This is a genomic window from Streptomyces sp. NPDC005263 (assembly GCF_042872365.1).
Lineage (GTDB): Bacteria > Actinomycetota > Actinomycetes > Streptomycetales > Streptomycetaceae > Streptomyces.
In genome coordinates, this window is sequence record NZ_JBIAKJ010000002.1 from 1,282,503 (window position 1) to 1,296,237 (window position 13,735).

A 13,735-nucleotide genomic window follows, 5' to 3' on the forward strand; every position below is an offset into this window, starting at 1 on the left:
TTCAGGGTGAGGCCGTGAGTCTTTCCCTGACCTGCTCGGCCTCCTTCATGATCCGTTCCACCAGTTCCGCGCACGACGGCAGGTCGTCGATCACCCCGGCGACCTGCCCGGACGCCATGACCCCGAGATCCGTACGGCCGTCCACCATCGCCGACTTCAGCAGCATCGGCGTGTTCGCGGCGAGCAGCACCTGGCTCCAGGACAGCTCCTTGCCGTGCTTCATGGCGAGGCCGTCACGGACCAGCTGCGGCCAGGTGAGACCGGAGAGCCTGCGGAAGGCCGCCGCGTGCCGGACCGCGTGCAGCAGCCCCCGCGCGCGACCCGAGCGCTCCAGGGAGTCCACCAGGTCCGTGCGCAGCATGCGGTGCGGAAGGCCGTCCACCGCGCGCGTGACCGTGACGTCCTTCACCGTCGCCGTCTGATAGCGCGCCTTCACCGCGTCCGGCACCGTCGAGTCCGAGGTCAGCAGGAACCGGGTGCCCATCGCGACCCCCGCCGCCCCGTAGGCCAGCGCCGCGACCAGCCCCCGTCCGTCGAAGAAGCCCCCGGCCGCCACCACCGGGATGCCCACGGCGTCCACCACCTGCGGCAGCAGCACCGTCGACGCCACCTCACCGGTGTGCCCGCCGCCCTCCCCGCCCTGTACGACCACCGCGTCCGCGCCCCACGCCGCGACCTTCTCCGCGTGTCTGCGCGCCCCCACGGACGGGATGACGACGACGCCGGCCTCCTTCAGCTCCGCGATCAGCTCCCGCGAGGGCGCCAGCGCGAACGACGCCACCCGCACCCCCTCCTCGACGACGATCCGTACCCGGTCCGCGGCGTCCGCGGCGTCCGCGCGCAGATTCACCCCGAACGGCGCGTCCGTACGGGACTTCACCTCCCGGACCGCCTCCCGAAGCCCGTCCACCGTCATCGTCGCCGAGCCCAGGATGCCGAGCGCCCCCGCCTCCGCGACCGCGCTCACCAGCCGCGGCCCGGCGACCCAGCCCATCCCGGTCTGCACGACCGGATGCCGCACCCCGGTCAGCCGGGTCAGTGCCGTGTCCATCACGCCGGGACCTCCCGGGCCCGGGTGTTCCCCGGATCGATCACCCCGCGGATCAGCGCCAGTTCCCCGGGCGTCGGTTCACGGGTGTACGGCACCTCGTCCGGGACGGTCAGCTCGAAGCCGGTGGCCTCGCCGACCTGGTCCACGGTGACACCGGGGTGCAGCGAGGCCAGCCGCATCGAGCGGTCGGGGGTGGCGAAGTCGAAGACGCCCAGGTCGGAGACGACCCGGGGGAGACGGTGGTAGCGCGCCGTTCCCGGATGGCCGGCGGCGTGGTCGTAGCCCACCCCGCACACCATGTCGACGCGCTCGACGAAGACCCGTCGGGAGTGTCTCGGGATCCAGTAACTGGTCGGGTTGTTCAGGGTGTTGACCGACGCGCCGCGCACCCCGAGCAGCTGCCGGGTGGGGCGGTCCCAGTCGCCTATGCAGGAGATGTTCTGGTTGCCGTACCGGTCGATCTGGCTCGCGCCCATCATCACGTGCCGCCTGCCGCCGGTGACCAGGGTGAGGTGCTGCCGGTAGGGCAGCCAGCCCTCGACGGTGCCGTCCGGGCCGACGAGCATCGCCTCCCCGTCGGTCAGCAGCAGGTCCGGCGCGAAGGTACGGCGGGCCAGCCGGGCGCCGATGGACGGGATCACGCCCATCGGGCTCGCCAGGATCTCACCGGCGTCCCGCCAGGCCTCCGCGCAGGCGATCACGCAGTACTCGGCGCGGCTGACGGTGCTCATGCCTCCTCCTCGGCGGCCCTGACGGCCGACTGGTAGGCCTGCTCGTCCCCGTCGAGGAACCGCGCCGCGAACCGCGCCCACGGCGTGGTCGCGTACCGCTTCTGGAACGCCTCGTCCCGGCCGTAGTCGGGGGCGCAGGACGTGAAGTGGGCGCCGTTCGGGGCCTCGACCACGCCGGTCACCGTGTGGCGTTTGACCAACAGGGTCTGCGGCGCGGCCGCCTTCGTCAGCTCGGCCGTGTCCACCAGCCGCTCGCAGGACACGTACGCGGTGTCCGCCGCCTCGCAGAACAGGTCGTCGAAGTACGGGTCCGGGCCGAGGTACTGGCCGTTGCCCTGCCGGTCCGCGCGGCTCATGTGCACCAGGGCGGCGTCCATCCGGAGCGCCGGCATCGCCACGAACGTCTCGTGGTCGTCGTACGGCGACGTCACCGTCCGCAGACCGGGGTTGACCCGCATCACGTCCGAGCCGACACCGGCCCGCACCGGCAGGAAGGGCAGCCGGTTCGCGGCCGCCTGCAGACCCCACAGGAACATCGCCTCGTCGATCTCCGTCAGCTCGAGCAGGCCGCGCTCGCGGGCCGCTCGGTAGTGCGGTTCGAGAGGGATCGAGTCGAGGGTGACGAAGGCGGTGACCAGCTTGCGGATCCGTCCGGCGGCGGCCAGCATGCCGACGTCGGGACCGCCGTACGAGACGACGGTGAGGTCGGTGACGTTCGACCGGAGCAGCGCTCTGACCAGGGCCATCGGCTTGCGCCGGGAGCCCCACCCGCCGATGCCGAGGGTCATGCCGCTGGTGAGGCGGGAGACGGCCTCGTCGGCGGTCATCGTCTTGTCGCTCACCTACGCACCTTCCTTCCGGAAGTTGTCGCGGACGCGGTCGGCCACGCCGCTGAGGTTGGCCTCGAAGGTGAAGCCCTGCTCGAAGCGGTAGCTGCGCCGCACGTCCACGGGGTCGATACCGTTGATGGCCGCCTTCGCCATACGCAGCAGCCGGCCGTCCTTAGCGGCGATCTCGCGTGCCAACTCCAGTGCGGCCGCGAGCAGTTGCTCGCCGTGCACCACCCGCCACACCGAGCCGTGCGCGTGCAGTTCGGCCGCGGTCGCCGTGCGGGAGGTGTAGTACAGCGCCCGCATCAGGTGCTGGGGGACCAGCCGGGACAGGTGGGTGGCCGCGCCGAGCGCCCCCCGGTCCAGCTCGGGCAGCCCGAAGGTGGCGTCCTCGCTCGCCACGACCGCGTCCGCGTTGCCCACCAGGCCGATGCCGCCGCCCAGGCAGAAGCCCCGCACCGCCGCCACCACCGGCACCTCGCACTCGTACACGGCCGCGAAGGCCTCCGCGCAGCCGGAGTTGGCGCCGAGCAGGGCGCTGTGCCCATGGGCCTGGATCTCCTTGATGTCCACGCCCGCGTTGAAGCCGCGCCCCTCCGCCGCCAGCACCACGCACCGCACCTCCGGCTCGCGGCCGGCCGCGCGCACGGCGTCGGCCAGCGCGAACCAGCCGTGCACCGGCAGCGCGTTCACCGGGGGGTAGTCGACCGTGACGACGGCGATGCCGGTGTTTCCGGGTTCTTTTTCCAGGAACGAGGTGGAGACACCCATGGGCGCATCAGCTACCTTTCCACCAAACGTTTGTTAGGTGAAGGGTAGCGGCGAATGGACCTGGACGGGAAGGTCGTGGTCGTCACCGGCGGGACCCGCGGTGTCGGTGCCGGGATCGCGCGGTCCTTCGTGGAGGCGGGGGCCGAGGTGGTCGTTCTTGCGCGCAGACCACCGGAAGTTCCCCTTTCGAACACGGAGTTCGCGGCGTTGGACGTACGGGACGGTGACTCCGTACGGCGGTTCTTCGCCGGGCTGCCACGTGTGGATGTCCTCGTCAACAACGCGGGCGGCGCTCCCTACCGCCTGCTCAATCAGGCAGAGCCCGAACGGCACGTGCGGGTCCTGGAGTTGAACCTCCTCGCGCCACTGACGGTGTCCCTGGCCGCGTACGACCACCTCAAGCGGGCCAGGGGCTCGATCGTGATGACCGGCAGCGTCAGCGGCGGCCGTCCCTCGCCCGGGGCGGCCGCGTACGGGGCGGCCAAGGCGGGGCTGGAGAACCTCGCCCGCTCGATGGCCGTCGAGTGGGCGCCGGACATCCGCGTCAACACCCTCGTCGTCGGCATGGTCCGTACCGAGCAGTCCCATGTGCATTACGGGGACGAGGAGGGGGTCGCGGCCGTTTCCCGCACGGTCCCCCTCGGGCGACTGGCCGAGCCGTCGGACGTGGGAGCGGCGGCGGTCTTCCTCGCCTCGGACGCCGCCGCCTACATCAGCGGGGCGAGCCTGCTCGTCCACGGTGGCGGGGAGCGGCCCGCCTTTCTGGACGCGGCAACCGTCAACAAGGAGACATGAGATGAGCGGACTGTGTGACGGACGGGTCGTCGTCGTCACCGGCGCCGGCCGTGGACTCGGCCGCGCCCACGCCCTGGCGTTCGCCGCCGAGGGCGCCCGGCTCGTCGTCAACGACCTCGGCGTCGGCCTTGACGGCGCGCCGGGCGCCGACGACCCGGCCGAGCGGGTGGCGGCGGAGATCCGCGCGGCGGGCGGTGAGGCGGTCGCGCACGGCGGCGACATCGCCGTGAGCGAGGTGGCGGCATCCCTGGTGGCGACCGCCGTGGAGACGTACGGCCGTCTCGACACCCTCGTCAACAACGCCGGGTTCCTGCGCGACCGGATGCTCGTCAACCTGGACGAGGACGACTGGGACGCCGTCCTGCGGGTCCATCTGAAGGGTCACTTCCTGCCCCTGAAGCACGCCGCCGCACACTGGCGTGCCGAGACCAAGGCGGGCCGCACACCCGACGCGCGGATCGTCAACACCAGTAGCGGAGCGGGGCTGTTGGGCTCGCTCGGGCAGGGGAACTACAGCGCGGCGAAGGCCGGGGTCGTCGGGCTGACCCTGGTGGCCGCGGCCGAGCTTCGGCGCTACGGCGTCCAGGTCAACGCCATCGCGCCGGCGGCCCGGACCCGGATGACGGAACGTACGTTCGCCGACACCATGGCCGCGCCTTCCGTCGGGTTCGACGCCATGGCCCCGGAGAACGTCTCTCCTCTGGTCGTCTGGCTGGGCTCGTCGGCGAGCGCCGGTGTCAGCGGGCGGGTCTTCGAGGCGGAGGGTGGGCGGATCACGGTGATGGAGGGCTGGCGGGCGGGGCCGAGCGTCGACAAGGGCACGCGGTGGAGCCCCAGGGAGGTGGGGGAGGCGGCGCTGAAGTTGTTGGGGGAGGCGGAGGTGCCGGGAATGGTGTACGGGGCTTGAGCGGGCCGACCGTGCGGGGTGGGGTCGGGGCCGCGTCGGGGGGTGTCCGTCCTCGGAACGTCGCGGAATCGGTTTCTTGGGGGGTGGGCGGTGTTGACGCGACAACCGCTGCGGGCGGACACCCCCCGACACGTCCCCTTGGCGCCGTGCGCCGGTGCGGGAGCGTGGGGGCTCATGTGTCGCATTCCATGACGGTCCGGCACAGTGCGCACCGTGCTCTTACTCTTCCGCGTACGGGGATCCGGATGCGTTGGTGGCAGGTCGGGCAGGGGAAGGAGACCCGCAGGCCGGTGCCGTCGGGGGTGAAGGAGTAGGGGACGCCGGGGTGGGGGGCGGGTGCGTGGCGTCGGTCGCGGGCGTAGCGTCGGCGGCCCGCCCAGCCTGCCGCTGTCAGGGGCGGAGTCTGTTCGTCCTGCCGGGCCAGCGCCATGCCCCGTACGTAGGCTGTGTAGGCCTGCGGGCTGGTGAACCATACCGAGGGGTCCTCGCCGAAGACGAGGGCGCGCTTGGCGAGGACGTAACCGAACTCCTCCGGGGTGAGGTACCCGAGCTTCTGTGACGACGCCGCGTCCTGACGGAACGCGTCGAGAAGCAGCCAGCCGGCGCCGAGGTAGGTCGCGGCCGTGTCCGTGAGGATCTCGTTGTCCCGGGTGCCGGGGAACGACAGGTCGAGGCGGTGCAGATAGACGTGCATCACCTCGTGCGCCAGGGCCGCGCCGATGTCCCGACGGTGGGTGCGGAACCGGTCGTTCAGCTCGACGAAGTACTCCGGCCCGGCGGTGAGTTCGACGTTCGCCGCGTGCCGCATCTCGCGGAAGCTCACGACCAGCCGCGCGTCCGGCAGGCGGTAGTGCCGCACCAGCTCGCGGGCCACCCGCTGCGCCCCCAGATACAGGTCGTCGGTGTCACCGAAGGCCACGTCGGCGGGGACCACGCTGGTCGCGAACGTCTGCACGGTGTCGTTGGACAACCGTTTGTACAAAGCGTTGATGGCGGCCCGCACCGTCTCCAGGTGCGGGTAGCCGTGCTCGACCGGTCCGTCGTTCGCCACGCCCGTACCCCCAAGACGCCCTGAACCCGATTCCACTCTACGGGGGAGCGGCCGGTCTGCGGCCGTCCTACGGGGGAGCGGCCGTCCTACGGGGGAGCGGCCGTTCTACGGGGGAGCGGCCGGAGCCTCTCCGGTTGGTGAGCTTGCCCTGAGGGTGGGGGCGCGCAGCGAGTCTTCCGGCGGCGCTCCCTCGTATTCCAGGACCCATACGTCGTTGACGCCCTCCCGCAGGAGGGGCCCGGGCACGTACAGCGTCCGCTGGGGGCCCGCCGACCAGTAACGGCCCAGGTTGAAGCCGTTGATCCACACGAAACCGCGTGTCCAGCCCGGCAGCTCCAGCCAGGCGTCCCCGGCACCCCGGACGGTGACCGTGCCCCGGTAGAGGCCCGGGCCGTCGTCCCCGGGAAGCGCACCCAGGGCGACGCCCGTGAGATCGTCCAGGGCGTCCAGCCGCAGCCCCCGCGCGCGTACCCCGTGCAGATACTGCCGCTCGTGCAGCAATCCCCCGGTGATCCCCTTGGGCTCACCGGCCCGGGGACCGTAATTGACCCGCCCCAGGGACTCCACCCACAGCTGCACGCGCGCGTGCCCGGCGACGGGCTCTTCGAGACGGTCGTCGTCCTCGGTGAGCGTCCCGGCCCGCTCCCCGTCGACGTACACCACCGCCAGGTCCCGCAGCCCGCGCACCGTCAGCGGGTAGGGCCGCCGTGGGCCCGGCACGGTCACCTCGTACCGCACGATGCCCCGGTCGACATCCAGCTCCTCGAAGGTGGGCGGCACCGGAGAGAAGGTCTGAGGGCCACCGAGCGCGTCGACCACGGAACCGAGTGACGCCCACCCGGTCAGATCCACCTCGGCCGGGGCAGCCAACCGTGCGGGCGGGGCGGGAGGGTCGGGCAGCGGGCCGTCCGCGTACCCGGCCAGGACCTCGCGAAAGAGCCAGAACTTCTCCGTCGCGGCCCCGGCCTCGTCGACCGGGGCGTCGTAGTCGTACGAGGTCACGTCCGGCAGCAGCGGACCCTCGTGCAGATCACCGCCGCCCCGGTTGGCCCCGGCCCAGCCCCCGAAGTTGGTGCCCCCGTGCGCCATGTACAGATTGACCGAGGCACCGCACTCCAGGATCTCCCGCAGGGCCTCCTGGGCGTCCGCCGCGTCCCGTACGACATGCTCCCCGCCCCAGTGGTCGAACCAGCCGCACCAGAACTCCGCGCACATCAGCGGCCCGGACCCCCGGTGCCTGCGCAGCGTCTCGAACGCGGTGCGCGCGTGGGAGCCGAAGTTCACCGTGGCGAGCACACCGGGCAGCGAACCCCCGGTGAGCATGTGGTCCTCCGGGCCGTCCGAGGTGAACAGTGGCACCGTCACGCCCTCGCCGCGCAGCAGGTCGGCCAGGCGGCCCAGGTACCCCGCGTCCGAGCCGTAACTTCCGTACTCGTTCTCGACCTGCACCAGGAGCACCGGCCCGCCGCGATCGACCTGCCGGGGCACCACCTGGGGCAGCAGCCGCCGCAACCAGCGCTCCACCGGGCGCAGAAAACCCTCGTCGCGGGTCCGCGCGCGCCTGCCCAGCGCACCCGTCACCCAGTACGGCAACCCCCCGTTGTCCCACTCCGCACAGATGTACGGCCCCGGCCGCACGATCGCCCACAGGCCCGCCTCGCGCACCGCGTCCAGGAACCGGCCCAGCCGCTCCACATCCCGGAACTCACCGGGGCGCGGCTCGTGCAGGTTCCACGGCACGTACGTCTCCACACAGTTGAGACCCATCGCCCGCAGCATCCCCAGCCGGTGCCCCCACTGCGCCTCGTGCACCCGGAAGTAGTGCAGCGCACCGGACAGCAGCCGCACCGGCCGCCCATCCAGCAGGAAGTCCCCTTCCCCCACCCTGAACTCACTCATGCGCCCCACCCTCACCCCCTGGCGGCGATCACGTCCATGGACAAAGATCGGCGAGGCTTGGACGAAAAGCGGCAGCACAAGAACCCGGGAGGCCGCGGATGTACCACACCTGGATGCGGTTCCTCACGCCCGGACCCGCCCACCACCGCCTCGGCCTCGTCTGCCTCGGCGTCGGCCTCCAGCACGGCACCCTGCCCACCGTCGGCCCCCGCACCCTCGACCACCACGTCGCCGTCGTCATCAGCTCCGGCACCGGCTGGTACCTGAGCCCCGACGGCCGCCGTACGACCGTCACCGCACCCGCGCTGCTGTGGCTCACCCCCGGCGTCCCGCACCACTACGCACCCGACCCGGGCGGCTGGGACGAGGGCTTCGTCGACTTCACCGGCCCCGCCACCGCCACGTACACCGAACTCGGCTACATCGAGCCCGACCGCCCCGTGGTGCCCCTGACCGACGCCGCCGCCCCACGCGGAGTCGTCGCCCGCATCGCCCGCGCCGCCCGCCGCGACAACCCCCTCCTGGAAGTGGAGACCGGAGCCGCCGTCCACGAACTCCTCGTCGCCCTGCGCCGCACCCGCGCCGACCTCACCCCCGACGGCGACCAGGTCCTCAAGGCCCTCGCCCGCGACGCCTGCCTGCCGCTGTCGGTCGCCGACCACGCGACCCGGCACGGCATGACCCCCGCCGAACTGCGCACCGCCGTCCGCCGCGGCGCCGGCTGCAGCCCCAAGGACTACCTCCTCGGCATCCGCCTCGGCCGCGCCAAGGAACTCCTCGCCGCCACCGAACTGCCCGTCGCGGCCGTCGCCCGCCGCGTCGGATACGACGACCCCGCCTACTTCTCCCGCCTGTTCACCCGCCGCGTCGGCATGGCCCCCGTCCGCTTCCGCACCCAGCAGGGCCGCACCGTCCCCGGCGGCTGGAGCAACCAGGTCCCCGACCCCGACGATCCACCCATGATCGAACGCCCGCACGCCCCGTAATGTGGTCGCCCATGACCACCAGCAACACCCCGGCCGGCGACGTCGACCCCGCCGTCCGCGAAGAACTCGCCCGGCTGCGCGACAGCATCGACAACATCGACGCCGCCGTCGTCCACATGCTCGCCGAACGCTTCAAATGCACCCAACAGGTCGGCCACCTCAAGGCACGGCACCAACTCCCGCCCGCCGACCCGGCCCGCGAGGCCCGCCAGATCGAACGACTGCGCACCCTCGCCGAAAACGCGAAACTCGACCCGGCGTTCGCCGAGAAGTTCCTCAACTTCATCATCGCCGAGGTGATCAGGCACCACGAGAGCATCGCCGAGGACACCGTGAACGGCTCGACCCGATAGGCGAACCGCCCCCCACCTCGAAAAAGTCTCGAACAGGCCTCGAACGGACCTCGGTGGGCGCCCGCGAGGACGTGACACGAGGGCCACTCGGCGGCATGCTGCACTGTGCACTCCTTGTCAGCTGACGAGTACTCCCCGTCAGCTCATCGGACATAAGCTGGTCTGTCCACAAGGGAGGGACGTCGGACCATGCCGTCGGATGCCAGGATCCTCATCGTCGACGACCACGAGGACACCCTGTACGCGCTGGAGAGCGCCCTGGCCCCCCTGGGCTACCTGCTGGACCGCGCCACCAGCGGCGACGAAGCCCTCAAGCAGGTACTGCGCGGCCACGTCGGCCTCCTCCTGCTCGACGTCCGCATGCCCGGCGTCAGCGGAGTCGACGTCGTGCGCTACATGCGACGCCTCGAACAGACCCAGCACATCCCCGTCATCCTGCTCACCGGCTTCGGCCCGGACCACGAACTGACCTCCGCCGCCTTCGCACTCGGCGTCGCCGACCTCGTCATGAAACCCGTCGACCCCTGGGCGCTGCGCACCAAGGTCCGCTACCTCTTCGACGCCCACCAACGCCACCTCGCCCTCGAACACGAGGTCCGCGAACTGCGCGCCCTCATCAAGGACCACACCGAAACCGAGGAAACCCCGCCCCATCACAGCCCGCCCCACCCGGACACCAGGATCCCGCCCCCGCGCGCACAAGGGGCGCACACCGGGGAGCTCGAACAGGACCGGACATAGGGCGCGTACCGATCCGCCTCTGTGCCGTGCCACCACCATCAGGCAGCATGGCCATCATGTCCGTACTGACGCGCGACGAAGCGCAGACCCGTGCCAGGCTCATCGACGTCCACCGCTACACGATCGACCTCGATCTGACCGCCGGGGACGACACCTTCGACTCCCGCACCGTCATCAGGTTCACCGTTCGCGCGAACCAGGACGTCACGGACACCTTCGTCGAGGTCAAGCCCGCCGCACTGCGCTCCGTCACCCTCGACGGACACCCCCTCGACCCGGAAACCCTGGACGAGAACCGACTGCCCCTGAAGAACCTCACCCCCGGCGAACACGAACTGCGCGTCGACGCCGGCATGCGCTACTCCCGCACCGGCGAAGGCATGCACCGCTTCACCGACCCCACCGACGGCGAGACCTACCTCTACACCCAACTCTTCATGGACGACGTGCAGCGCGTCTTCGCCGCCTTCGACCAGCCCGACCTCAAAGCCGTCTTCGACCTGACGGTGAAGGCCCCCGAAGAGTGGACCGTCCTCGCCAACGGCATCACCGAACACCTCGGCGACGGCCGCTGGCAGGCCGCCCCCACCCCCCTCATCTCCACCTACCTCGTCGCCGTCGCCGCCGGCCCCTGGCACTCCGTACGCACCGAACACCGCGGCCTGCCCTTCGGCATCCACTGCCGCCGCTCCCTCGCCCCGTACCTGGACACCGACGCCGACGAACTCCTCGACATCACCCGCCAGTGCTACGACCGCTACCACGAGAAGTTCCAGGAGCCCTACCCCTTCGACTCCTACGACCAGGCGTTCGTCCCCGAATTCAACGCCGGCGCCATGGAGAACCCCGGACTGGTCACCTTCCGCGACGAGTTCGTCTACCGCTCCGCCGTCACCGACACCGAACGCCAGACCCGCGCCATGGTCATCGCCCACGAGATGGCCCACATGTGGTTCGGCGACCTCGTCACCCTCCGCTGGTGGGACGACATCTGGCTCAACGAGTCCTTCGCCGAGTACATGGGCTACCAGACCCTCACCGAAGCCACCCGCTTCACCGACACCTGGACCGACTTCGGCGTCACCCGCAAAGCCTGGGGCTACGACGCCGACCAGCGCCCCTCCACCCACCCCGTCGCCCCCGAGAACGTCGACGACACCGCCTCCGCCCTCCTGAACTTCGACGGCATCTCCTACGCCAAGGGCGCCTCAGCACTACGCCAACTCGTCACCTGGCTCGGCGAGAAGGACTTCCTGGCCGGCATCAACACCCACTTCACCCGCCACAAGTTCGCCAACGCCACCCTCGCCGACTTCATCGACTCCCTCGCCTCCCACACCGACCGGGACGTCCACGCCTGGGCTGACGCCTGGCTGCGCACCACCGGCGTCGACACCCTCACCCCCCACATCACCACCGACGGCGGCACCTGCACCCTCACCGTCAAACACACCGGCAGCCGCCCCCACCGCGTCGCCGTAGGCCTCTACGACCGGGACATCGCCGACGGCGGCCCCCACCTCGCCCTGCGCGAACGCCTCGACCTCGACATCCCGCAGACCCGATCCGCCGAACCCCGGCCCATCGGCAAGCGCCCCGCCCTGCTCCTCCTCAACGACGGCGACCTCACCTACGCCAAGATCCGCTTCGACTCCGAGTCCTTCCGGACCGCCGGCGCCGCCCTCGCCGGCCTGCCCGAACCCGTCACCCGCGCGGTCGTCTGGAACGCCCTCCGGGACGCCGTCCGCGACGCCGAACTACCACCCACCGCCTACCTGGAAACCGCCCGCACCCACCTCCCCCACGAGACGGACCTCGCCCTCGTCCAAGGCGTCCTCGCCTTCGCCGCCACCCAGATCACCGACCGCTACCTCACCCCCGAGGAACGCCCCGCCGCCCTCGCCACCCTCACCGCCCTGTGCCGCGACCTCATCCGCCGCACCGAGGACGGCGACCACCCCGGCCTGCGCCTGATCGCCGTACGCCACCTCATCGACGTCGCCGCCCACCCCGACACCATCGCCGCCTGGCTCGCCGACGGCACCGTGCCCGGAGGCCCCGAACTCGACCCCGAACTGCGCTGGCGGGTCCTCGCCCGACTCGCCGTCCTCGGCGCCACCGACGAAGCAGCCATCGCCGCCGAACTGGAACGCGACCCGAGCGCCACCGGCCAGGAAGGCGCCGCCCGCTGCCGTGCCGCGCTACCCGACCCGGACACCAAAGCGAAGGCCTGGGCGTCGATGTTCACCACCGACGACCTCTCCAACTACCTCTTCACCGCCACCGCCCAGGGCTTCTGGCAACCCGAACAGGCCGACCTGGTACACGAGTACGTACCGCGCTACTTCCAGGACGCCGTCGCCGTCGCAGCCCGCCGCGGCCCCGCCATCGCCGACGCCGCCGGCCGCTGGGCCTTCCCCACCCACGCCGTCGACACCGACACCCTGCACCAGGGCCAGACCTGCCTGCGCGACAGCGACCCCATCCCCGCCCTGCGCCGCAAACTCGTCGACCAACTCGACGACCTCACAAGGGCGTTGCGCGTGCGAGGGGAGTAGTACCAGGGACGTAGGGCACGGCTGGTCCCCGCGGATGACGCGCGGGGCCGGTCACGCTTCCTAGGCTCGCAGGGAAACGTGACCAGCCCTCACCCCAGGAGAAAACCTGTGATCGCAGTGACCGGCGCCACCGGCAACGTGGGCCGTGCCCTCGTCCACCGACTCCTCGCGGCCGGCCGGCCCGTGCGGGCCCTGACCCGCGACCCCCAGCGAGCCGCCCTGCCCGAGCGGGCCGACACCGTCCGCTTCCAACTCGACGACCCCGAAGCCCTTTTCGACGGTGTGACCCAGCTCTTCCTCTACGCCCAAGCCGCCGGCGACACCACCGGCCCGTTCCTCGACGCCGCCCGCCGGGCCGGCGTCCGCCACGTCGTCCTGCTGTCCTCCGGCATCATCCAGGACGGCGCAGACGAGACCCACCCCATCCACGTCATGCACGCCACCGTCGAACAACACATCCGCGACAGCGGCCTGACCTGGACCTTCCTACGCCCCAACGCGTTCGCCACCAACGCCTTCCAGTGGGCCCCGCAGATCCGCACCGGCACCACCGTCCGCGGCGTCTTCGCCGACGGGCTGACCGCCCCCATCCACGAGGACGACATCGCCGCCGTCGCCGCACACGCCCTCCTCGACGACGGCCACGAAGGCGCCGTCCACCGCCTCACCGGCCCCGAAGCCCTCAGCAACGCCGAACAGGTCACCGCCCTCGGCCGCGCCCTCGGCCGCCCCCTCGACTTCGTCGAAGTCCCACCGGACCAGGCCGGACCCGACCTTTTCCCGCACGTCCCACCGCACATGCTCGCCGGCCTGCTGAAGACCTTCGCGGCCACCGTCGGCACACCCCCGGAGATCACCACCACCGTCGAACAGATCACCGGCACCCCGGCCCGCACCTTCGACGCCTGGGCACACGACCACGCCGAGCACTTCCGCGGCTGAAAACCAGCCCCACACGTTTTCCCCGCACGGCAGTACCCCCTTTCGGGTTCCGATCGTTGAACTTTTCGGGCGCGTCCACGCAACCACGCACAAGCTGGAACTCCCTTCGTCCAGCGCCCC

13 protein-coding genes are annotated in these 13,735 nt (G+C 71.4%); 7 read left to right on the top strand and 6 right to left on the bottom strand.

Features of this window, described 5'->3' with window-relative positions; genetic code table 11:
• Position 1: 1 nt before the first annotated feature.
• Genes ACFYRY_RS13000 through ACFYRY_RS13015 form a run of 4 tightly spaced genes read right to left on the bottom strand, consistent with a single transcriptional unit; the run spans position 2 to position 3,383 of the window.
• Positions 2-1,051, bottom strand: coding sequence for an NAD(P)H-dependent flavin oxidoreductase (locus tag ACFYRY_RS13000; protein ID WP_389143770.1), 1,050 nt, complete (start codon positions 1,049-1,051; stop codon positions 2-4).
• Positions 1,051-1,782: a CoA-transferase subunit beta gene (locus ACFYRY_RS13005; protein WP_389143375.1), complete on the bottom strand. Its 732-nt coding sequence runs from the start codon at positions 1,780-1,782 to the stop codon at positions 1,051-1,053. Before ACFYRY_RS13005 ends, ACFYRY_RS13000 begins: the two co-directional genes overlap by 1 nt.
• On the bottom strand, positions 1,779-2,624 hold the full coding sequence (locus ACFYRY_RS13010) for a CoA transferase subunit A (protein WP_389143378.1): 846 nt from the start codon (positions 2,622-2,624) through the stop codon (positions 1,779-1,781). Before ACFYRY_RS13010 ends, ACFYRY_RS13005 begins: the two co-directional genes overlap by 4 nt.
• Positions 2,625-3,383, bottom strand: coding sequence for an enoyl-CoA hydratase family protein (locus tag ACFYRY_RS13015; protein WP_389143380.1), 759 nt, complete (start codon positions 3,381-3,383; stop codon positions 2,625-2,627).
• 54 nt (positions 3,384-3,437) lie between these two features.
• Here ACFYRY_RS13015 and ACFYRY_RS13020 point away from each other — a divergent pair, with 54 nt between their 5' ends.
• Together ACFYRY_RS13020 and ACFYRY_RS13025 are read left to right on the top strand one after the other, a co-directional pair.
• Positions 3,438-4,178, top strand: coding sequence for an SDR family oxidoreductase (locus ACFYRY_RS13020; protein ID WP_389143382.1), 741 nt, complete (start codon positions 3,438-3,440; stop codon positions 4,176-4,178).
• 1 nt (position 4,179) lies between these two features.
• Positions 4,180-5,085, top strand: coding sequence for an SDR family oxidoreductase (locus tag ACFYRY_RS13025; protein ID WP_389143385.1), 906 nt, complete (start codon positions 4,180-4,182; stop codon positions 5,083-5,085).
• Between the two features lie 172 nt (positions 5,086-5,257).
• Here ACFYRY_RS13025 and ACFYRY_RS13030 read toward each other — a convergent pair whose 3' ends face one another.
• Positions 5,258-6,136 (bottom strand): hypothetical protein, encoded by an 879-nt coding sequence (locus ACFYRY_RS13030; protein WP_389143387.1) that lies wholly within the window; start codon positions 6,134-6,136, stop codon positions 5,258-5,260.
• A gap of 105 nt (positions 6,137-6,241) precedes the next feature.
• On the bottom strand, positions 6,242-8,035 hold the full coding sequence (locus ACFYRY_RS13035; protein WP_389143390.1) for a beta-galactosidase family protein: 1,794 nt from the start codon (positions 8,033-8,035) through the stop codon (positions 6,242-6,244).
• A gap of 98 nt (positions 8,036-8,133) precedes the next feature.
• Here ACFYRY_RS13035 and ACFYRY_RS13040 point away from each other — a divergent pair, with 98 nt between their 5' ends.
• The 5 genes from ACFYRY_RS13040 (at position 8,134) to ACFYRY_RS13060 (ending at position 13,615) form a co-directional block, all read left to right on the top strand.
• Entirely contained in the window at positions 8,134-9,021 is an 888-nt protein-coding gene (locus ACFYRY_RS13040; RefSeq protein WP_389143393.1) for a helix-turn-helix domain-containing protein, read from the top strand.
• An 11-nt stretch (positions 9,022-9,032) separates the two neighbouring features.
• Positions 9,033-9,374, top strand: a complete 342-nt coding sequence (locus ACFYRY_RS13045; protein WP_356767015.1) for a chorismate mutase — start codon at positions 9,033-9,035, stop codon at positions 9,372-9,374.
• 189 nt (positions 9,375-9,563) lie between these two features.
• Positions 9,564-10,115: a two-component system response regulator gene (locus ACFYRY_RS13050; RefSeq protein WP_389143396.1), complete on the top strand. Its 552-nt coding sequence runs from the start codon at positions 9,564-9,566 to the stop codon at positions 10,113-10,115.
• Positions 10,116-10,171: 56 nt separating this feature from the next.
• Complete coding sequence (pepN, locus tag ACFYRY_RS13055; RefSeq protein ID WP_389143399.1) at positions 10,172-12,673, top strand: aminopeptidase N; 2,502 nt, start codon at positions 10,172-10,174, stop codon at positions 12,671-12,673.
• A 108-nt stretch (positions 12,674-12,781) separates the two neighbouring features.
• The gene (locus ACFYRY_RS13060; RefSeq protein WP_389143402.1) at positions 12,782-13,615 is read left to right on the top strand and encodes an NAD(P)H-binding protein; all 834 of its coding nucleotides are present in this window, start codon (positions 12,782-12,784) and stop codon (positions 13,613-13,615) included.
• Positions 13,616-13,735 lie beyond the last annotated feature (120 nt).